Origin of the sequence: Stomatobaculum sp. F0698 (genome assembly GCF_030644385.1) — a bacterium.
In the GTDB taxonomy this organism is placed as follows: domain Bacteria; phylum Bacillota; class Clostridia; order Lachnospirales; family Lachnospiraceae; genus Moryella.
This window is the reverse complement of the sequence record NZ_CP130060.1, coordinates 1562906-1584250: the sequence shown is the minus strand read 5'-3', so window position 1 is coordinate 1584250 and position 21345 is coordinate 1562906. Positions and strand designations below refer to the sequence as shown.

The 21345-nt window shown below is 51.0% G+C and carries 20 protein-coding genes and 1 pseudogene; 17 read left to right on the top strand and 4 right to left on the bottom strand.

Annotated elements, in window-relative coordinates:
• Positions 1-70 precede the first annotated feature (70 nt).
• From QU660_RS07175 to QU660_RS07165, 3 genes are all read left to right on the top strand, one after another.
• Positions 71-1300: an ATP-binding protein gene (locus QU660_RS07175; protein WP_304945847.1), complete on the top strand. Its 1230-nt coding sequence runs from the start codon at positions 71-73 to the stop codon at positions 1298-1300.
• Between the two features lie 61 nt (positions 1301-1361).
• Complete coding sequence (locus tag QU660_RS07170; protein WP_304945846.1) at positions 1362-2126, top strand: methyltransferase domain-containing protein; 765 nt, start codon at positions 1362-1364, stop codon at positions 2124-2126.
• 369 nt (positions 2127-2495) lie between these two features.
• Positions 2496-3014: a GNAT family N-acetyltransferase gene (locus tag QU660_RS07165; protein ID WP_304945845.1), complete on the top strand. Its 519-nt coding sequence runs from the start codon at positions 2496-2498 to the stop codon at positions 3012-3014.
• A gap of 233 nt (positions 3015-3247) precedes the next feature.
• On the opposite strand, the gene QU660_RS07160 is transcribed toward QU660_RS07165, so the two are convergent.
• A complete protein-coding gene (locus QU660_RS07160; protein WP_304945844.1) occupies positions 3248-4768 on the bottom strand; it encodes an ABC transporter permease in 1521 nt (506 codons plus the stop codon).
• Entirely contained in the window at positions 4765-5490 is a 726-nt protein-coding gene (locus tag QU660_RS07155) for an ABC transporter ATP-binding protein (RefSeq protein ID WP_304945843.1), read from the bottom strand. The genes QU660_RS07160 and QU660_RS07155 overlap by 4 nt, the downstream gene beginning before the upstream one ends.
• A gap of 231 nt (positions 5491-5721) precedes the next feature.
• Between QU660_RS07155 and QU660_RS07150 the strand changes: the two genes are divergently transcribed.
• The 8 genes and pseudogenes from QU660_RS07150 (at position 5722) to QU660_RS07115 (ending at position 13639) form a co-directional block, all read left to right on the top strand.
• A complete protein-coding gene (locus QU660_RS07150; RefSeq protein ID WP_304945842.1) occupies positions 5722-6429 on the top strand; it encodes a response regulator transcription factor in 708 nt (235 codons plus the stop codon).
• Between the two features lie 47 nt (positions 6430-6476).
• The gene (locus QU660_RS07145; RefSeq protein ID WP_304945841.1) at positions 6477-7637 is read left to right on the top strand and encodes a sensor histidine kinase; all 1161 of its coding nucleotides are present in this window, start codon (positions 6477-6479) and stop codon (positions 7635-7637) included.
• Positions 7638-7760: 123 nt separating this feature from the next.
• The gene (locus tag QU660_RS07140; RefSeq protein ID WP_304945840.1) at positions 7761-8630 is read left to right on the top strand and encodes a hypothetical protein; all 870 of its coding nucleotides are present in this window, start codon (positions 7761-7763) and stop codon (positions 8628-8630) included.
• Positions 8631-8644: 14 nt separating this feature from the next.
• Positions 8645-9529, top strand: a complete 885-nt coding sequence (locus QU660_RS07135) for a hypothetical protein (RefSeq protein ID WP_304945839.1) — start codon at positions 8645-8647, stop codon at positions 9527-9529.
• The gene (locus QU660_RS07130; RefSeq protein ID WP_304945838.1) at positions 9526-10713 is read left to right on the top strand and encodes an adenylosuccinate synthetase; all 1188 of its coding nucleotides are present in this window, start codon (positions 9526-9528) and stop codon (positions 10711-10713) included. The genes QU660_RS07135 and QU660_RS07130 overlap by 4 nt, the downstream gene beginning before the upstream one ends.
• A gap of 108 nt (positions 10714-10821) precedes the next feature.
• A pseudogene (locus QU660_RS09850) lies at positions 10822-11143 on the top strand (type II toxin-antitoxin system HicB family antitoxin).
• Positions 11144-11288: 145 nt separating this feature from the next.
• Positions 11289-12167, top strand: a complete 879-nt coding sequence (locus tag QU660_RS07120) for a DUF4357 domain-containing protein (protein WP_304945837.1) — start codon at positions 11289-11291, stop codon at positions 12165-12167.
• 158 nt (positions 12168-12325) lie between these two features.
• Complete coding sequence (locus QU660_RS07115; RefSeq protein ID WP_304945836.1) at positions 12326-13639, top strand: alpha-amylase family glycosyl hydrolase; 1314 nt, start codon at positions 12326-12328, stop codon at positions 13637-13639.
• Positions 13640-13892: 253 nt separating this feature from the next.
• On the opposite strand, the gene QU660_RS07110 is transcribed toward QU660_RS07115, so the two are convergent.
• Positions 13893-14219 carry a branched-chain amino acid transporter permease gene (locus tag QU660_RS07110; RefSeq protein WP_334306934.1) on the bottom strand — a complete coding sequence of 109 codons (327 nt, stop codon included), beginning with the start codon at positions 14217-14219 and terminating at the stop codon, positions 13893-13895.
• 5 nt (positions 14220-14224) lie between these two features.
• Positions 14225-14932: an AzlC family ABC transporter permease gene (locus QU660_RS07105; RefSeq protein WP_304945834.1), complete on the bottom strand. Its 708-nt coding sequence runs from the start codon at positions 14930-14932 to the stop codon at positions 14225-14227.
• A gap of 119 nt (positions 14933-15051) precedes the next feature.
• Between QU660_RS07105 and QU660_RS07100 the strand changes: the two genes are divergently transcribed.
• The 6 genes from QU660_RS07100 (at position 15052) to QU660_RS07075 (ending at position 21338) form a co-directional block, all read left to right on the top strand.
• Entirely contained in the window at positions 15052-15594 is a 543-nt protein-coding gene (locus tag QU660_RS07100; protein ID WP_304945833.1) for a helix-turn-helix domain-containing protein, read from the top strand.
• 72 nt (positions 15595-15666) lie between these two features.
• Positions 15667-16308: a pyroglutamyl-peptidase I gene (pcp, locus tag QU660_RS07095; RefSeq protein WP_304945832.1), complete on the top strand. Its 642-nt coding sequence runs from the start codon at positions 15667-15669 to the stop codon at positions 16306-16308.
• Positions 16305-17222 (top strand): hypothetical protein, encoded by a 918-nt coding sequence (locus QU660_RS07090; protein ID WP_304945831.1) that lies wholly within the window; start codon positions 16305-16307, stop codon positions 17220-17222. The genes pcp and QU660_RS07090 overlap by 4 nt, the downstream gene beginning before the upstream one ends.
• Before the next feature lie 291 nt (positions 17223-17513).
• Positions 17514-18605: a dipeptide epimerase gene (locus QU660_RS07085; RefSeq protein WP_304945830.1), complete on the top strand. Its 1092-nt coding sequence runs from the start codon at positions 17514-17516 to the stop codon at positions 18603-18605.
• 32 nt (positions 18606-18637) lie between these two features.
• The gene (locus tag QU660_RS07080; RefSeq protein ID WP_304945829.1) at positions 18638-19816 is read left to right on the top strand and encodes a DUF819 family protein; all 1179 of its coding nucleotides are present in this window, start codon (positions 18638-18640) and stop codon (positions 19814-19816) included.
• A gap of 85 nt (positions 19817-19901) precedes the next feature.
• Positions 19902-21338, top strand: coding sequence for a transglutaminase-like domain-containing protein (locus QU660_RS07075; protein ID WP_304945828.1), 1437 nt, complete (start codon positions 19902-19904; stop codon positions 21336-21338).
• The last annotated feature ends 7 nt before the right edge of the window (positions 21339-21345 follow it).

Here is a 21345-nt window from a genome sequence, read left to right as displayed (position 1 = left end):
AATCGGGATACATGTTGACCTTCTGTCTGGCCTGCATTACAATGAATGTAGATTAGACAGGAGGTCTTTTATGATACAGAGAAAGGAATATCTCGAGCTTCTTGATCAGTGGAAAGATGAGAGGGTAATCAAGGTGATTACCGGAATCCGCAGATCGGGCAAGTCGACACTTCTCGCAGAATACCGGGAGAAAATACAGGCCGAAGGCGTCAGTAAGGAACAGATTATCAGTATCAATTTCGAGGATCTGGCATATGAGGATCTCCTAGATTATAAGAATCTGTATCAATACATTACCGAAAGGATAGGAGAGCTGCGGCCGGTCTATATTTTTCTGGATGAGGTTCAGAAGGTGAACCAGTTTGAAAAGGTGGTAGATAGTCTCTATATCAAGGAAGGAGTAGACGTCTATATTACCGGGTCCAATGCATTTCTGCTGTCAGGCGAACTGGCAACGCTTCTGTCAGGCCGATATGTTGAAATCAATATGTTGCCGTTGTCTTTCCGTGAATATATGGATGCGGCGGGAGACAAAGATCCTGACAGGACATTTTCTGACTATCTGGGGTTCGGCGGATTTCCCTTTGTGGCAATGCTTGGAAAGGATACAAACAAAGTTCATACCTATCTGGAGGGAATCTACAATACCATTCTGATCAAAGATATCGAAGAACGGGAAATGCGAAAGAGCGATGATCCGAACAAGCGGAAGATCAACGATGTAAGCCTTTTGAAAAACATATCCAGGTTTCTGGCAGGCAGTGTGGGAAGCCCGATTTCCGTAAAAAAAATAGCTGGGTTTATCACATCTACGGGAAGAAAAGTTTCTCAGTCCACAGTGGCTGATTATGTTGAAGCGCTAGTGGAGCCTTATATTTTCTATGAAGTAAGTCCCATCAACATATCTGGAAAGCAGCTTCTGAAAAATGTGGCAAAATATTATATTTCGGACCTCGGAATCCGGAACCTTATTCTTCCGAAGCAAATGTATGATCTTGGCTTTTCATTGGAGAACGTGATTTTCTTTGAGCTCAAGAGACGTGGATATGAGGTATGGGTCGGAAAGCTTGGAGAACTGGAGATTGACTTTGTTGTCAAGAAAGATGGGATCTATGAATATTATCAGGTGACAGCAAATCTGACGGAACAGACAACATTCGACAGGGAAATAGCTCCACTGCAGAAAGTGCGGGATAACTATCCAAAGACCATTCTTACCTTGGATCGTTTCAGCCAGGGAAATTACAATGGTGTGCAGGTTGTGAATGTGGTTGACTGGCTGCTGGGGCAGGCTATATAAGGTGTAAGTTACTAATTAAATATTATGGTTTTCAGAAATGCCTGAGAAGAAGGAAGTTCATATGACGGTAGAACAACGAAAGGAAAGCTGGAAAAGAGAGGAGGAAATCGCCCGTATTCACGGATGGGATTTTTCTCATATTCATGGCAGGTATACGGAAGAAGATGATTTACCGTGGGATTTTGGAAAGATGATTCAGAAATATCGGAACGACAGCATGAAACTGATGGATATGGAAACCGGTGGCGGAGAGTTTTTGCTTACTTTTCGACACCCCTATGAAAATACGGCAGCGATCGAAGGCTATCCGCCGAATGTGGAACTGTGCAAAAAGGTTTTGCTCCCGTTGGGAATTGAGTTCAAAGCGGCGGGAGGAGAAGATAAGCTTCCGTTTTCCGATCAAAGCTTTGATATTGTCACCAACCGGCATGGAGACTATGACGCTGCGGAACTGCAGCGCGTATTAAAATCAGAAGGGTTGTTCCTAACACAGCAGGTAGGCGCCGAAAATGATCGGGAATTGGTTGAGCTGCTGCTTCCTCAGCTCACAGAAGTACCATATCCAAAGCAATATCTGGAGGTTAGAAAAGCGGAACTTCTCGCACATGGTTTTGAGATACTGGAAAGCGGAGAAGTCCGACGGCCGATTCGTTTCTTTGATGTCGGAGCTCTTGTTTGGTTTGCAAGAATTATCGAATGGGAGTTTCCGGGCTTTTCTGTTGAAAGCTGCTTTGAACAGTTGCTTGAGGCACAGAAAAGCATTGAAAGAGATGGACTGCTTGAGGGGAGCATTCACAGATTTTATATTGTTGCCAAGAAGAAGTAGTTGCTGGATTGCAAGATCAGGTAGGACAGTCTGAAATAATTCCCCTGGCGAACTGTAATGAAAGGATTTTCGAGGGAGTTGATTGATCCGGTTCTGTTCTTCGTTCAGTCCGCGTTCGTAGGCGGAGTACGGATGGGCATAATATATGGGTATTGTGGAAAGCAACTGTGGCAGTGAAGCAAATTTCATCATACCACGAGTTCGTCAGCGGCTCTTTTTTATTGTCCTAGTTCACCTTACAATCATCCTTCTCGTTAAAATGATAAAATTGAATTGACAACGATGTGATTGTGGCGTATGAACAGACAAATCTTGCGGAGTCTCTATTCGACATACGCAAGTAAATCGAAGATACGACGGAGGATAAGAATGGTCGATTTATTCGTATATCACTTTGCAGCTGACAGCGGTACACCGGGTGCTTCCGGCATAAGAATTGTCAGCGTAGAGGAAGCGACAGAAAAGCAGAGGATTTCCCGAACGGTACTGGAAGCACTTCCCGAGTGGTTCGGTATTCCGGAAGCAAGAGAGCAATACATAAAAGAAAGTGCCGAGCAGCCGTTTTTTGCGGCCTTAGATGCGGAAAAAGCAATCGGTTTTCTCTGTCTGAAAGAGACGGGAAAAGAAACCGTAGAACTTTCTGTGTTGGGCGTATTAAAAGACTATCACGGAAAAGGCGTGGGAAGAAAACTGTTCGAGCGAGCAAAGAAAGCGACCCGAAATTACGGATATTCATTCATGCAAGTTAAGACAGTACAAATGGGGCGATATCCCGAGTACGATGCCACGAACCGTTTTTATCGGTCGCTCGGATTCAAGGAATTTGAGCTGTTTCCGACTTTATGGGATGAACGGAATCCGTGCCAGATATATGTAATGCACCTTTGATAACACTTCCGCGAGAACGATTTGATAAAAAATCGAATCGAGGCAAATCGTGACAGAGAACCGGAACCATTCGGATTTAATTTCTGTGTTGCACAGGCAAAAAAGAGGAGCAGGCTCTACCAAACGCTATGTTCGGTAGAGCCTGCTCTGTTTGTTCCGGAGTATGGTCTGACACCACATTGCCGGGTTCGGGCAGTTCTGATTCTTGCTGCGAAGCCCGGCGTATATGACAGTCAAACATGCGTGCGTACATCCGACTTTTTTAGGAAGATGATGCTGCATGTAAGCGCTGCGAGGACATAGAAGCAGCAGGAAGCGAGAAGCACGGGAACATTCAATTCCCCGGTAATCGAGCTGCTTCCCATTCCATAGATCAGCATTGAATACGGAACGGCATAATAAGCACCTTTGACGGTCAGCCAAAGACCTGCAATGCTCCCGACAAAAGCAAGTGAGATGGGAACGGCGAAGGAGCGGAAAATCATAGACAACATGCTCTGCACAGCGCTTACGGCAGAGAGGCAGACAGCGGCGCTTAGCATCCGAATCCAAAACAGTTCTGGCACCTCTCCGGGAAGTCTCAGTATGATTTTTCCGGTGAAAAGGTAGATGAGAGCAATCCACAAAATGCAGACGGATGAGAGAAGTACAGCCGTCAACCACTTATTCTTAACCAGTTTTTCGGGTGTGGTGACTGTCAGAATCAGGTTCCAGTTGCTGTCTTGATGCTCCATTCGCCACAGAAGGCTGCAAAGAATTCCAACCAGAGGCGCGAGGAAAAAGATACCCAGAAACAGGGACTGCTGCGTCCAGAGATCTTCCCAGGTGTTTTGTAAAATGCCCTGATTCTGCGTGAAATTAAAGGTTCCGATGACTGCGGAAATCAGCGGAATCAGAAGAAAAGGAATCCATATGGGATTGCGCTTCAGTTTGATCAGTTCCACAGGGAGTCCGCTGTGAACGGACTTGGATGCTTTGCGCCTGCCTGTGCCTATGCTGAGTGCCCCTTGTTCTGTTTTGGTAAAAAGATAGAGACCCAGCAGGAAAATACCGAAAAGGTAAACGAGCGCAGTCAGAATCTCGAGCGGCGTAAGCTGTCTAAGGAAAAGTGTCACGGTTCTCGTTGCCCTCTGATAATCCATACCGATGGGACTCAGGGAGAGGAGAACAGACCAAGGAGTCCAGGCCTTGGTGCTCACATAGGCGAGGAACAGACCGGTCAGCGTGCCGCCAAAGCCGATTGAAAGCGCTGCGAACTGACTGGGAAACAGGAGTGACAAAAGGCATTGAAGTTGATAGACAATCATTCCGCTGACCAGCTCTGCCAAAAAGGTGATTCCGATCAGAGAAAACGGAATATTGCCCTCATATCCGAGCCTGCTCCCCATCAGAATCACCATTCCCATCTGTAGTAAGCAGAACAAGGTCAAGTGTATGAACCCGTAGAGAAGCTTGCCGAGATAGATAGATGCTCTGCTTTCCAGTGTCGGAAGGAGATTCCACATGTTACCTTTATGTTCCATGTCCACCGACTGACTGGCAAGGACAGCCATCAGGACAGACAGAATCAGAGTATTGATCATCGGAATGGCAAAGAACACATTGTACCAGGCCTGCCGATCGGGCGTATTTCCGTGAAACAGATAGAAGTAATTTAACAGGACAGCGATTGCAAGCAGTAAAAAAGAGTGCTTATGCCGGGATTTTTTAAACTCAACAGCGACCGACTTTGGAAATGCGGCAAGCAGATTCATAAAGACTCCTTCCCGCCGGTCATTTCAAGGAAGACATCTTCCAGATTGTCTCCCTGGGTTTCCAGATCGGCAAGAGTACCCTGGTAGAGCATGCGACCGTGGTGGATGATGCCGACTTGATCGGCCATCTGTTCAATCTCGCTGAGGAGATGGCTGGAAATGATAACGGTCATATTCCTTTCTTTCGGGAGGGAACAGATTAACTGACGCATTTCCTGGATACCGGCAGGGTCGAGACCGTTGGTCGGCTCATCCAGAATCAGTAGTTTCGGATTCCCCAAGATTGCCATAGCGATACCGAGCCGCTGCTTCATGCCGAGAGAATAATTGCTGAGTTTCTTATCGCGTTGGTCATAGAGACGTACGGTCTTCAGAGCGGGAGCAATTTCTGCCTCACTGACTCCTTTCAATTTCTGTATGATCTGCATGTTCTCAAGACCGGTCAGATGTCCGTATCCGCCCGGGTTTTCAATCAGGCTCCCCGTTTGCCTGAGAATAGACAGCCTGTTTGCGGAATTCATGACCTTTCCAAAGATTTTGATGCTGCCCTGATTCGGGTGAATCAGCCCGAGAATCATCTTGAGCGTGGTGCTTTTGCCTGCTCCGTTCGGTCCGAGAAAGCCGTAGACACAGTTCTCGGGAACGGCCATGGAAAGATCGTTTACGCGGTAGGTGTTACCGCTCTGTTTACTCAGGTGGTTCGTCTCCAGAATATAGTTCATCGTATTCTGTCCTCCTTGCTTGTTTTACAATGACAGGATATCGGGTGAAGACTATGCGAACCTTGCGCTGACCTTATGCTTACATTAAGAAAGCGCAAAAGCCTTGGGGGATATTTCGGGATACAGTATAGTAAAAGCACCCCGGGCATACGGAAGCGTGTCGTGTGAACCATGCGTAAGTACACTCGAGGCGTTCAAATCATTGTATGAAAAAGATTCGGAGGTCTGCATATGGATAGAAGCGAATGCAGAATATTAGCGATAGACGATGAAAAGGAACTGACAGACATTGTAACGGAACTTCTCAAAAGAGAAAATTATTCGAAGGTCGATGTTGCCGGTAGCTGCAGTGAGGCGAAAGAAAAACTTCGGAAACAGCACTACGATCTGATCCTGCTGGATGTCATGCTTCCGGACGGGAATGGATTTGATTTCTATTCACGGATGAAAGAGACGGGGAATCTGTATGATGCGCCGGTAATCTTTTTGTCTGCGCGGGATGAGGACACAGCACGCCTAAAAGGGTTGGGACTCGGCGCGGATGACTACATCACCAAGCCCTTTCTTCCGAAGGAACTGCTGCTCAGAATCGGCGCGGTGCTGAGGCGAACCTATCATTTTGAGGAGAAGGGACAGTCGGCTCGTCTCGGGGAAACGCTTGTTTCAATGGATGCCGGCACTGTTACACGGAATGGAAAGGAGACTGCGCTGACCGCAAAGGAACTGGCACTCTTTCATGTGCTCTTCCGAAACCGGGGAAAAATCGTCACAACAGACGCACTGTGTGACGCCCTCTGGCCGGACGGCAGTTTTGGCTTGGAGAGTTCACTGATTGTCCATATGCGCCATTTGAGAGAAAAGGTAGAGGCAGAGCCGTCGAAGCCCAAATACCTGATCACGGTACGGGGGCTCGGCTATAAGTTGGAGAAGGAATCATGAAGCGAAGAGTGGGAAATAGGCTGCAGCTGCTTACGGGAATTGTGCTGATGATGACTTTTCTGTTCTTTACGGATTTGCTGATTTTTGGGCTTGCGGTGATTCGATTTCATTCGGTCGATTATCAGAATCCGCCGGAGATACTGACACATCTGTCGGTAAACAACGGAACATATGTGTTGGATGAGCAAGAAGCGGAACGTCTTTTGAAGCACGGGCAGTTTGCCATGATATTAGGGAAAGACGGAAACATTCTGTGGAGTGAAGCGCTCCCCGAAGCGCTCAGAAAAACCTATACTTTACAGGATGTTGCCAGGTTTACCAGATATTATCTTGAGGATTATCCGGTTCACACCTATGTTTTCGAGCAGGGCCTGCTTGTAGTCGGAGGAAACAAAGATCAGGTATGGAAATATACCCTTGAGTTTGATGTGAACCTGATCAATTACCTCGTAAAGATATTTCCCTTGCTGCTTTTATCCAATATCGTTGTGCTGGTGGTAGTTCCGACCCGGATACAGAAGCGGCGCGCAAAGCAAAGGGAAGAGGAGCGTACAGAGTGGATTGCAGGCGTATCACATGATATTCGCACCCCGCTTGCAATTGTAATGGGCAATGCGGAAATGATAGCTGCCTCAACCGGGGAGGAAGAGGTCAGGCAAAGAGCGAAGTCTATTGAGACACAAGGAATCCGGCTCCGTCGGCTCGTGGATAATCTGAACCTTTCCGGCAAACTGGAGTTTGGCGCAGGGAAATTTGAAAAACAGAAAGTGAGAATCAGCCGCTTTCTCCGAAAGACCCTCACCGATATCATGAATCAGACGGAGGATGAGAGATATCGGTTCACACTCGAAATCGAGGACAGCCTTCAGGATCTGGAACTTTACTTTAACGAAGATCTGGTGGAGAGAGCGATCATGAATTTGCTTCATAATGCGATTCGGCATAATGAAGGCGGATGCAGAATCGAAATGAAGCTGTATCAGGATCGGAAAAACCATGTCTTTCTGGAGCTTGACGACACCGGAAAAGGAGTATCAAAAGAACTTCTTAGCAGACTGAACAGCAGAAGCTATGCGTGGGAGTCCGGCACCGGACAGCATGGCCTTGGGTTAAAGATTGTCAAACAAGTAGCGGATTGGCACCGCTGGAAACTATCCTTTGCAAACGGAGAGCAGGGGGGATTTGCTTGTACCATACGGCTGCGATGAGAAGCTAGGCAAATTCGAAGCATCACCGAAAGGATGCGGACACTTGCTCCATAAATATCCGGACAATCAAATATCTAAATGCAATCGAACTAAGAATAGCAAGATATATTTTGGAATAAGCGTATGATTCAGTATATCTGTAAACAGTGCGGCGCACAGCTGGAACTCAGCAGTGCGGGCGGCTTTCGCTGTTCGTATTGCGGGGCAAGAGCCTTTTTGTCGGACGCTGAGTTAAAAGGGAATACGGAATTCCGGAAGAAGCTGCTGTCCTACTATAAGGCTAAGGCGGATGCGAAGGAGCAGGACTACAGCGGAGACACGCTGTGGGAAGAAAACGGCAGCGTAAGTTATCGCATGCAGAACGGGAAAACCTTGACGCTGTCCTACATGGACCGATACTCCTACCCGGAGCTTATTTGCTATCTCTGCCGGGAAACGGTGGTCTATGTATTCGATCGTGAGGAAGGGGCAAATGCCTTTTTACGCGGGCTTTCTAAGCTCGCCTTTCCCGCGGCGGATGTGAAACTGGTCCGTTGTTTTCCGCAGTTGAAGAGCAAACTCTATCTGGACGAGGGGAAGCTTGGCCTCGTCTATACGCGGAAGCCGTATTTCTACCCTGCGGAGGTATTTGCGCCGTTCGCATCGGAACATTTGGCCTGGGTTATCTCCCGCATGGAGAATATCTGCTGCGCCCTCGAGTATTCGGAACTGGAGCACGGGAACATGACCGCGGCAAGCCTATTCATCAACCCGATTACACATGAGGGCATGCTCTTCGGAGATTGGCGCGATGTAAAGAAGAAAGAGAGCAAGCGGGATTTGCGGGATCTCCGGGAGGCGGCGAAGTCGGTTGCGGAAGATGTGCATCACCCGCGAGAGCTGGAGGTTTTTCTTACGTCGGAACCCGCAGCGGATGCCTACGCGGACTTTGCGGCTTGGGACCTGGTGATTGAAGGCGGCTTTGGCGGCCATCGTTTTACAAAAATGGATTGAGGCAGGAGGAAAGTATGGGTTACGGAAGTTATTCGGCGGCGGATTGGCAGAAACTCAAAAACAGCAGAAAACTCTCCAACGGGCAGAGCGTGGGAGAGGTCTTTAAGAGAACAGAATGCAACCCGAAGATGGATCCTAAGTTTATCGGCACCCGAGAGTGTTTTGACTCGGAGGAACACCCGAATACCACGCCGATTGTGGTCGGTCTGGATGTGACGGCTTCGATGGGCTATCTCGCGGTGGAGCTTGCAACCGGCGCCCTGAATGAGCTGATTACCAAGCTCTATTCCACCGGCGCGGTCGAAGACCCGGCGCTCATGTGCGCGGCCTACGGAGATTTTCAGGACAAGTCACCGCTGCAGGTTACGCAGTTTGAATCGGACATCCGAATTGCGGAGCAGCTCTTGGAACTCTATTTTGAAAACGGCGGAAGCGGAGAGGTGGTTCCCACCTGCCTCTGGGAGTTTTTGGCGAGACACACGAACATCGATGCGATTCGGAAGAGAAAGCAGAAGGGCTTTTTGTTTACCATAGGGGATAATGCGGAGATTCGCAGTGGGTCCGTAGGAGCTACGGTAGAGCGCGTTATCGGGGATGCGCTTCCGGGGGAAGTCACGAGGGAGGGTCTTTTACGGGAAGGTGAGGAGTCCTTCCATGTGTTCCATATTATGATAGGGCACGAAAACAAGGAGAATGCGGAACTTCTGCCTGGGCACTGCATAGTGCTGGATCGCGAGAGCACGGCTTGTCTGCCGGAAATCATCATCAGCACCATTCAGCTCCAAAAGGGCGAGGCGCGGGAGGATGTTATATCGCGCTGGGATGAGCTGAACCGACCGGTTATCAGTGCGGCGCTTGCGCAGCTCTCGCTGCAGGCAGACGCCGACATTCAGTTATGAGAAGCATTGCGGTCATCGGGAAAAATTTCGGAGATGAGGGAAAGGGGCTTGCGACAGCAAGCCTCTCTCGCGTTCTCGGGAAGCCGCTGATTATTAAACACAACGGCGGCGCGCAGGCCGGGCACACCGTGGAAGATGCGGAGGTTGCTTGGCGCTTTGTACACCACCAGATCGGTGCCGGGGCAGAGTATGGGGCACCGACGCTGTTCGCGGAACACTATATGCCGGATCTCTATCAGCTCGGAAAGGAAGTCGCGGACTTTACGCGGCTTTTCGGCTTTGTGCCCTTGCTTTATTCCGAGAAAACAGCGCGCGTCACAACCATAGACGATGTGCTCCTTAACATGGGCGCGGAAGCAGCCCGCGGCGATGCGCGGCACGGTTCCTGCGGCATGGGCATCGATGAATGCGTGCAGCGAAACCGCGCGGGCTACGGGCTCAGCATAGAGGAAGTCGCCGCATGTAATGCGGCAGAGCTCTTGCAGCGATTGCGGGAGCTGCGGACACGCTACACAAAAGAAAGAGCGGCGGCGCTCGGCATAGAACGCGAGAACCCGTACTTTGAACTGTTGGAAAATGACACAGTGCTTCAAAATTACGTCGCGGAAGTGAAGGCGAACATAGGTCTTCTGACTTTGGTGGATGCAAACCGGGATTGGCTTTCACAATTTGAGCACCTCATTTTCGAGAGCGGCCAGGGACTTCTCTTAGACGAGGACTATGAAGCCTATGCGCCGCATTTGACTTCCTCAAAGACAGGGATGCTCAATCCGGCCTCTTTCCTTGCAAAACTGGGTCTCACGCTGGATGAGGCAATCTATGTGACGCGGAGCTATGTGACGCGCCACGGAGCGGGACCGCTGCCCTGTGAGACAGCGCGCGCCGAACTCCCGGGAGTGGGAGCGGATCTCACCAATCAGCCGAATGAGTGGCAGGGAACACTCCGCTATGCGCGGCATGAGAGTATGGAGGCCTTCTTTGCGCCGATAAAACGCGATGAAGACTCTGTTCAACTGTTTTCGAGCGCCCGCGATACCAAGCTCTCGATTCTGATTACGCACTTAAACGAAACGGGAAATCGGCTGTATTTTGAAGAGGGGGATGTTTCGTTTGAGCGGGTGAGAGAAGAAGGGGAGAGAAGGGGGATACGGTGCATGCGAATTGACGGACTTGAATTGATCTGAAAAGTTGACACCAAATGTGACACAATCCGATTACCATTCCGAAAGATGAACCGATTAAGAGAGTGTATGTTGAAATGGTAAGAGATGTTGTCCTGGAGGAGGTATCAGATGAAGAGCGTTGAATACTATATGAATCTTCCCTATAAGTTGGAGATTGTGCCTGATTTGGATGAGGGCGGATATGTGGCGCGCTATCCGGAACTGCCCGGTTGCATTACAGTGGGGGAAAGCGTTTAGCATGTCGTATCGAATGCTATCGATGCAAAGCGTGAATGGCTGACCGCCGCCCTCGAGGATGGCCTTCTGATATCGGAACCCGGTGACTTAGACACACAAATCTTTGGCAGAGCATTCGAGAGCGGAAGGAATCAGCATGAATCAATATTGCGTCTATCTGCTTTCAAGAAATGATGCTTTGGCGAAAGCGTAAGCGAAAAGGGCTTATACTTGACAATCGAATTTTAGAAATGAATGGATATAAGGGATGCGTCTCTGTGAATAACGGAGGCGCATTTTGTTGTATCCTTCGCTTGGCATGGTATAGTGATAGAAAGCTGATACGAGGAGCGGTAAAGATGGCGAGCAGATATATCATCAAGTACAACGACGGCGCGGTCGAGATGACGAAACCGAATAGCACGATTCTGATATATAAGATTCCGTACCCCAATCTAAAAGCCTTGAATCCGGGATTTGTGATACCGAATTTATTCATCGTGTACATTTTGTTTGGAAAAAACGCACGCGGAAAAGATGTGCTCTATGTGGGAAAGTCAAAAAACGGTCTTGCAAATCGCCCCACTGCGCATGACGATAAATATGCGAACTGGTCCGATTGCTATATTCTGACACAGTTTAAGGAGCGCACATTTTTTAATGACGGTACCATTCAGTATTTGGAAGACGTCTTAAATCACAGAATCAACGAGCTGAATTTGTACCACAATACGACGCTTACGACAAGCTCCGGTACGGCAAACACAGATGATGTGGAGAACTGTGATGATTACCTTGCCGAGGTCTATAAGATGTTGGATATTCTGGGGCTTGATTTGATTACCAACTCCGAAGAAGCCGAGGCAGAAAAGGACGTTGAAGAGTCTGAACGCGGTTATCGGGCAAGCGATCGGGCAAAAATACCGGATGGGATCTATCATTTTGCAAGGAAAGTTAAAAGGTTCGGAAACACCTTGTTGCGAGGCGAAATGCGGGTAAAGAGCGGTACATTTATTCTTTTAAAGGGAAGTGATGTTGCGACAGAAACAGGAATCGGACTGTCGTCGATTATCGATGAAAAAAGGAACCGAGCCAAGGTGGAAGATGGAAAACTGATGGAAGATATTGAACTGACATCTCCCTCTGCCTGTGGTGAATTTATCATGGGAGCAGCTTGCAATGGTTGGACTGCCTGGAAAACAAAATCCGGGGAACCGATTGATTGTTATCGCAAGTGAGCTTAGAGATGCTCGTGTTCCCCGCTATCGGAGTTTGGAAAAGCGGTGTAGAATAGAAGTCTGCGAACTCGATTGCTTTTGCTGCATCGGAAACGATGCCTACGGTTTTGCGGAGCGGGAATCGGGAGAATGGCATTACGGTGTTAAGGAGAGTCAATATGTGGTCAACGGAGAGTGTGTTTTATCAGATTTATCCCCTTGGTTTTTGCGGCGCCCCGAAGGAGAACGATGGCGTGCTTGTGCCCCGAATTCGGAAGGTCATTGAGTGGATTCCGCATTTAAAGCGCTTGCATGCGGATGCGGTCTATTTTTCGCCGGTGTTTGAATCCGACCGCCACGGTTACGATACGCGGGATTATACGAAGATTGACTGCCGCCTCGGCAGCAATGCGGATTTTGCGGAAGTCTGCAAGGCACTCAAAGAGAACGGCATTCATGTGGTCTTGGACGGCGTCTTTAACCATGTGGGGCGCGGCTTCTGGGCTTTTCAAGATGTGCTTCAAAAGCGGGAGCAGTCTCAGTATAAGGATTGGTTTTACATCCACTTCGACGGAAATTCCAATTATAACGATGGCTTCTGGTATGAGGGTTGGGAAGGGCACTTTGAGCTGGTCAAGTTAAATCTCGATAATCCCCAGGTGACGGATTACCTTTTCTCCTGCATCAAAGCCTGGATTGAGGAATTTCAGATTGACGGCCTGCGCTTGGATGTGGCCTACTGTCTGAACCCGAACTTTATGCGGAAGCTCCGCGCGTTCTGCGATTCCGTGAAGCCGGACTTTTTCCTGCTCGGGGAGATTCTGTTCGGCGACTATAAGCGCATCGTGAATCCAGAGATGCTCCACAGCTGCACGAACTACGAGTGCTATAAGGGGCTGTACTCGAGCTTTAACGACCTGAACCTCTTTGAAATCAACTATGCGCTGAACCGTCAATTCGGAAAAGAAAGTCATGCCATCTATAAGGGGGAGCATCTGCTTAGCTTTGCGGACAATCACGATGTGACTCGCGTCGCGAGTATCCTAAAGGAAAAGCGGCATCTGCCGCCGCTCTACTGCCTGCTTTTCGGCATGCCGGGCATCCCCTGCATTTATTACGGCAGCGAGTGGGGCATTTTGGGTGAAAAGGGCCATGGCAGCGACGATGCCCTACGCCCGGAACTTGCTTCGCCCGAATGGAACGAGCTAACGGATGCCATCGCCTCCTTTGCGGAGATTCATAAGAGCCATAAGGCGCTCACGCACGGCGATTATAAGAGCATTGTGCTCACGAACCGTCAGCTGGTATTTGAGCGCGAATTTGAGGGAGAGCGAATTTGGATCGGTTTAAATGCCGAGGACAAAGCGTATCACGCACACTTTAACGGGGCGGATGCAGGCACGGCGACGGATCTTTTGCGCGGAGAGCAGGTAGCCTTAAGCGGCGGATATCAAATGCCGCCCTTTGGCTACTTCATCTGGAAGCTCAGCTAAGCTTTGAAAGAGAACTCGCATCAGAACCGAAAAAGAATTGAAAAAGAATCAAAAAAGAACCCGCTAGTCTGCTTTTTGAGACTTGCGGGTTCTCTGCGTCCATTTTCTTTACCAAACCCAAGTTTGAGACTGCGTGAAAACGGGGGCAGATCTTGAAGTAGGAATAAAGGTAATGGCGGCGGACGGAAGCAAAGTGCAATCCCGAAATGGGAAGGCGAACATTTGGAGCTAACGCTGACTCTTTTCGCCTAGGCTAAAAAACAAGCTGCAGTAAGAGCATATAGATGACCGTGCCTGCGGCAATGGAGAGCAGCATTTGCTTTTTCCATAGGTGCAGGGCGGCGGTAACCGAGATTGCGATGAACTCCGGAATTCCGTGAGAGCCGGAGAAAACGGAGACATGCTTTAGGCAGTATACCACCAAAAGGCCGAACACCGCGCAAGGCAAAGCCTTGCCGAGATATTGAACCGTTTTCGGCGTGGGCTTTTTGGAGGAAAAGATGAGGAAGGGCAGAAACCTGGTCAGCATCGTGCCGAAAACACAGATGGCGATGGTGGCAATTTGTTCGGGTAAGCTCATGGGACTCATTCGGACACTTCTCCTTCCGCGTAGGCTATCTCAATCGGTTTTCGGAATGCCGTTAAGAGGAGTAAAATCACTAGCATGGCGGGGAGCATGAAAGCATCCGCGCCGAAGAGGAGTAGGCAGAGTAAACTTCCGCCGATTCCGATGAGGCCCGTGTATTTTTTCCTCTCCTTCATCCACTGGTTCATAAAGATGGTCACAAACATCGCGGTCATGACAAAGTCGAGGCCTTCGGTGTTAAACTTGAGGAGAGAGCCGATTATGCCGCCGATGGTTGCGCCGGAAACCCAGTAGATTTGATTCAGCAGGGTCACAAAGAACATAAACCAGCCGCGGTCCACATCGGCGGGTATATCTGCCGTATAGTTAATCGAAAAAGTTTCATCGCACATGCCGAAGATGAGATAGGGCTTTTTCCACCCCATACCTTTGAAGCGGTCCAACATGGTAATGCCGTAAAAGAGGTGCCTCGCCTGAACCAGAAGAGTCACTGTAAACGCTGTGAGCGGCGCAAAGGCAGACATCAGCATGGAGACAGCAATGAATTCCAGGGAGCCGCCGTAGATAAGCATACTCATGAACATGGGGTAAACAAAGGAAAAGCCGTTCACATTCATCAGGATGCCGTAGGCAAGCGCCAGGAACCAGAAACCGGCGAAGATGGGAAGCGTATAGGGAAAGGCAGCTTTCAGGGATTTTTGTTTCATCATCCCCTCCTTGAAACTAAAACGAACAAAGTGTAAAATAAAATGAATGGGAACAGAATACCACTGAAAAATAAAACACACAAGATGTAAATTATAATTTTTGAATCACGGAGGCTGCCATGGAAGCCGGAGAAATCATCGCATACAATCTGAAGCGTTTGAGAAACGAAAGAAATCTGACACTGGGTCAGCTGTCTAATCTGGCAGGCGTCAGCAAGGTAGTGCTCTCGCAGATCGAAAAGGGGGAGGCGAACCCCACCATCAATACGATATGGAAGATTGCGGGAGCGCTGCAGCTGCCGTATTCCGCGCTCTTGGAAACGCAGGAAAAGGCTACGGTTCAAATTCGGAAAAAGGAGATTTCCGCGCTTTCGGAGGACAAGTACCATATCTTTCACTATTATGCGAAGACCGCGGATCGAAACTTTGAGCTGTACCAGATGGAAGCAGAGCCGGGCTGCGAGCACACTTCCGTCGGGCATTCCACGAACAGCTTTGAGTATCTGATAGTGCTGAAGGGAGAGCTGATTCTGGAAACCGGAGGTGAGGAGTACTTCCTAAAGAAAGACGATGCCATCTGCTTTGATGGCTCCGTAGCCCATTCCTATAAGAATGTCGGCAAGAAGGACGCCAAGGCGGTGTTGTTGATTCATTACCGATAAAGTGAAAGCAGGGTTTCTGTTCGGAAGCGGTTTTATCGGATAAGTCTACAGTAAGTCTATAGGAGGGGCGATATGAAGTTGTTGCTGACCGGCTTTACGCCGTTTGCCGGCGAGACGATTAACCCGGCGCTGGAGGCGGTGAAGCACGTGAAACCGGAGATTGCCGGCATGGAGATTGTAAAGCTGGAAGTCCCGACGGTATTCGGGGAGTCCGTACGGCTGGTTGCGGAGGCCATAGAGCGAGAGCAACCCGACTTTGTGCTCTCAATCGGGCAGGCGGGCGGCAGAGCTGCGGTCACGCCGGAGCGTGTGGCCATCAACGTGGACGATGCGCGAATCCCGGACAATGCGGGACAGCAGCCAATCGATGTCCCGATTTTCGCGGACGGCGAAAACGCCTATTTTGCGACCCTGCCGGTGAAAGCGATGGCAGAGGCCATACGGGAAGCCGGCTTACCCTCGGCCCTCTCGAACACCGCGGGAACCTATGTCTGCAATCATCTGATGTACGGCGTCTTGTATCATCTGAATCGACATCATAAGGCCGCCAAGGCCGGATTCATTCATGTGCCCTATATCCCGGAGCAGACAGCGGATAAACCCGGCGTTCCGTCTATGCCGCTTGAAGACATTGTGAGAGCCTTGGAGGCAGCGATTACCGCGATTCCGGCACATGAGACGGATGTAAAAACAGCTTACGGAAGAGAGTGTTGATAGCAATGATCGAGAAAATCAGCGGCGATACAGCGTACTTTGAAGCGGCGCTCACGTCGGAAGACTTGGCGGATTTGTTGGCGGATGTCGGGATACGGCTGATTCGCGCCTGGGGAGGTTATCGACCGAGCACGTCGGATTTGGAGAAGCTCAATGACTTATTTCGCCTTCGCCCGGAAATCGAATTTTGTGCGACGGAGCCGGGGCAGCTTGGAGGCCTTCCGGAATTGCAGCGGGTTAGCGAAGCGGTCTCAGGCTGCTTCGGTGAGGGGCTTCATGACTTAAAAGCGTTGAAACGATTGCGTAGCCTCGGTCTCACGGAAGCGGATTTCACAGCGCTCCCGGACTATGCGGATACGCTGGAGGAACTTAGTCTTTCCGGTAGGATAAGTAAGAAGAGCGGCGCTTGCCTTTCTGAGCTTACGCGGCTTAAAGCATTGTCGCTGAGCGGAACCACACTGGAGTCTTTTGCTTACATCGGCAAGCTTAAACTCACATCCCTCTATGTATACGGCAACCGGCCGAACAGCCCGGCCGGACTGGAAGCACTGTCCTCGCTTCGGGCGCTTCGCGTAAAAAACAATTCCTCCTGGACGGATTTTTCGTTTCTGACAGAGCTCAGTAGCTTAGAGTCGTTATGCCTGGAGTACTGCGCCAAGTTGCGGACGCTCGTTCCGCTCGACACTTTGCATCAACTGAGATACGTAAGGCTCGGGAACTGTGACAGCCTCGAAGACCTTTCGTTTCTCCGGAGCCTGCCAGCGGACTGTGAGGTCTTTGCGACGGGAAGAAAACTTTTGCAGGCGGGGCTTGCCTACGAATACAGCCCGAAAACCGGCGTAGCGGAGTGGTGCAGAGAAGCCTCTCCCAATCTGCCGGCGGAGCTTCTGGCGCGGAGAATAGAACTGTCATAATAAAAGAAGGCGGCTAAGTGTTCAAACAGAGTTGTACGGCCTACAAGTCCGATTTCATACGGATTTGCAGGCCGCTTTTCTGTTTTATAGAGCAGTTCTTTTGCCTTTTTGGCGGGAAGCTCTTTTTACGCACAGGGATGTCAAAGTGCATAAAATAATTGCTAATATAATGATATTGTTGTATAATAATTCCAAGCTCAGGGCATGAATCGGGTCAGCTTGCGGTGAAAGCCGGGGAAGGTCACGGAAGCGAAGACTCGCGCATGTCGCCGGGGGATAAGGAGGAGGGGCATGAAAATCACGGAGATTCGGCTCGGAAGCATTTCGGTGCCGCTGCGGGTTCCGTTTAAGACAGCACTTCGCACGGTGACGAGTGTCGAGGATATCATCCTCGAGATTCACACCGACACGGGAGAGGTGGGCTACGGCGAGGCGCCGCCGACGGGCGCGGTGACCGGGCATACCACAGGTGCCATAGTCGGGGCGCTGAAGGATCACATCATCCCAAATCTCCTCGGCAAAGACATCGATGCCTTTGAAGATTTGATGCAGCTTGTTCAGTCCTGTGTACACGGAAACAGCAGTGCGAAGGCCGCTGCGGATATGGCACTCTGGGATCTCTACGGACAGCTTTATAAGCTTCCGGTCTACAAACTCCTCGGCGGCGCGCGAAAACAGCTGGTCACGGATATCACCATCAGTGTAAACGCGCCGGAGGAGATGGCGCGGGATGCCGCAACGGCGATTGCACGCGGCTATGATTGCCTGAAAGTAAAGGTCGGCGCAGACCCGACGCTCGATGTGGCACGGCTTCGGGCAGTGCGTGAGGTGGCGGGCGCAGACATCCGCCTCCGCATTGACGCAAATCAGGCCTGGGAGCCAAAGCAGGCGGTGCGCATCTTAAATGAGATGCAGGAGCAGGGACTAAAACTCGAATTTGTCGAGCAGCCGGTCAAGGCGCACGATATCGAGGGCCTCAAATACGTGACCGAGCATAGCTTTGTACCCGTACTGGCGGATGAGAGTGTATTCTCTCCGCGCGATGCGATGCGGGTACTGGAACAGCGGGCGGCGGATCTCATCAACATTAAACTTATGAAGTGCGGCGGTATCTATAATGCGCTGAAGATTGCGGCTGCGGCGGAGATTTACGGTGTGGAGTGCATGATCGGCTGCATGCTGGAGGCTAAGATTTCGGTGAATGCGGCGGTGGAGCTTGCCTGCGCAAAGAAAGTCTTTACCCGCATCGATTTGGACGGTCCGGTGCTCTGCAGTGAGGACCCGATACTGGGCGGTGCGCGTTTTGAAGAGAAGTTTATCACGGTTTCGGATGAGGCCGGCATGGGCATCCGCGGCGTGGAGGGCTTGCGTTACCTGGATTGAGCATCAAACAATAAAAAATGGGGGAGAAAGAGATGATCACCAACGGGTTTACCTACATTGCGTTTCTTATTTTCCTTGCCGGGATGCTGCTGTTCCTGGAGAAAAAGACCAAGGCGAAGATTTTTAACATTGTGCCGCCGCTGGTCTGGATTTATGTGCTGAACATGGTCTTTTGCACCATGGGACTCTACAATTCCGAGGCCTGCGCAAATACCTATTCGGCGCTCAAAAACAACATTCTCTACGCCATGATTTTTGTCATGCTGCTTCGCTGCGACTTTAAGAAGCTCTCAAAGCTCGGCGGGCGCATGGTGGCAATCTTCCTCGGCTGCTCGCTGACCTTAGCAATCGGCTTCCTGATCGGCTACCCGATTTTTAAGGGGACGCTCGGCACGGATACCTGGGGCGCGGTTGCGGCGCTCTATGCTTCCTGGGTCGGCGGTTCTGCGAACATGGCGGCCATGCAGGCGGCGCTTCCGGTCGATGCCGGTGCGTACAGCTGCGCGCTTGCGCTGGATACCGTTTGCTACTCGGTCTGGATTGCGCTCCTCCTGCTCGCGGTGAAGTATGCGGGGCGCTGGAACGCTTCGGTCAAGGCAGACACTTCGACGCTGCAGGCCATTGCGGAGAGTGCGAATGCCGAGGTCGCAAAGGAGAAGAAGGCTGCGACCAGTGCGGATTGGATTTTCCTGATCGGACTTTCGCTCATGGTTTCGGCTCTCTCTCAGATGGTCGGAAAGAGCTGCAATGCGGCACTCGCGGGCGTGGGGCTCGGTATGTTTGACAAGGGTACCCTGACGACGGTCTTTGTCAGTATCCTGGGACTCATCTGTGCGGGCACTTCGCTCGGCAAGCTCCCGGCGGTCGAAGAGCTCTCGAATGTATACCTCTATGTGGTGGTCTCGCTGCTCGCATCGACCGCGTCGGTATCCGACCTGCTCTCGGCGCCCATGTGGGTGGTATACGGACTCTTCATCCTGGTCATCCACGTGCTTCTCATGTATCTGCTCTCGAAGGTCTTCCACTGGGACCTCTGCATGGTATCGACGGCATCGCTCGCAAACATCGGCGGTTCGGCCTCCGCACCCATTGTGGCATCCGCGTATGACGCTTCCTATGCCGGAATCGGCGTATTGATGGGCGTGCTTGGCGCGGCAATCGGAAACTTCTGCGGACTCGGCATGGGCGCTTTGCTGCGGCTATTCCTATAACAGCAGAGTCTTTGTGACAGTGTATCTTACTTGGGATGTCCGCAATGCGGGCATCCCTTTGCCGTTGACTGAGAAGGAGGGTGCAATGGGAAAGAGCATTTTTGAAAGCATGTACCTGCCGCTTCCGTCTCCTGTGCAGCAGATGAAGGAGCGCGGGAATTTAGAAGAGGCAGAGGCGTATTTGCAGCATTTGCTTGAGACGGGAGAGTGTCTTCCGGAGGAGCGGCGACGCTTCCGCGCGGAGCTGGAAATATTGCGCCGTTTGCCCGCGGAGTATCCCTATACAAGGGCGGAAGCGCTGGAACTTGTGCGGCGCTATGTTCCGAATTTTTCGGAGGCGGACTTTGATTCCCTTCTCATGAAAGGCAAAATTTTTTGGCGTTATCTGGACGGGGAAGCCCACTTTTTCGGGCGTTTTTTTGACTCACTCTGTAAGACCGATTCCTTCTTTGCGGAAGCGGCGGAGAAACGGGGACACCGCATTCCCGGCAGTGACCGCAGGCTGCTTGAAGAGAGTGCGGAAAAGATGCGGGCGCAAGGGGAACTCTCTGTGCGCATCACAGTGCGCGCGGAGCTCGAGCTGGAGGAGGCATTTTTCCGGGAAGGGGCTCTTGTTCGAGCTTATCTTCCTCTGCCGCGTGTTACGGAAGAGCAGGGTGACATTGCGCTCGAAGAGATGAGTGCCGGCGGGCAGCTCGGCGCGGAAAGCGCGGCGCAGCGCGTGGTCTTTTGGGAGGAAAGACTCGGGGAAAACCATCCCTTTATTGTAAGCTATCGTTTTCTGCATACCGAGCGCTACCGCGATGTCTACGGACTTGCGGAGAGAATGCAAGCCGAGGGCAGAGCAGAGAAGCAGTCGGAAAATGAGACAACAAAGTACGGTGCAGAAAAGCGAACCGAGAGCGGATATGACAGTGCCTTGTTTCCGCCGAGCGCATATCTGAGGAGCCTTGCTGCGGCGCTCACCGAGGGCGTGACAGAGCCCCTCGTTAAGGCAAAGTGCTTCTATGACTTCATCACAAAGCAGGTGCGCTACAGCTTCATGCCCTCTTATTTTTGTCTGGACAGGATGGCGGAGCGCTGCGCGATGGACCGCGTCGGCGACTGCGGCATTCAGGCTCTATTATTCCTATCGCTCTGCGAGGCGGTCGGAATCCCGGCGCGCTGGGAGAGCGGCTTAAAGACAGAGCCTAAGTTTATCGGCGCCCACGATTGGGTACGATTCTACACTCCCTCGTTCGGTTGGCGGGCCGCGGATTTATCCTACGGGGGTTCCGCTTGGAAGCGCGGAGACGAGCTCTTGCATCGCTTCTACTTCGGCAATGTAGACCCATGGCGCATGGCGGCAAATGCGCGTATACTTGGGGAGACGGGCTTCCCGGAGCCGGAATTTCGCGCAGACCCCTATGACAATCAGGTCGGGGAGATGGCGCTTGACGGGCGCGGCCTTCACTACGAGGAATTCCGCCGCCGAAAAGAAGTGCTGCGGGCAGAAGAAGTACCGCAGGTGATACGTCCGTAAGGAGCGG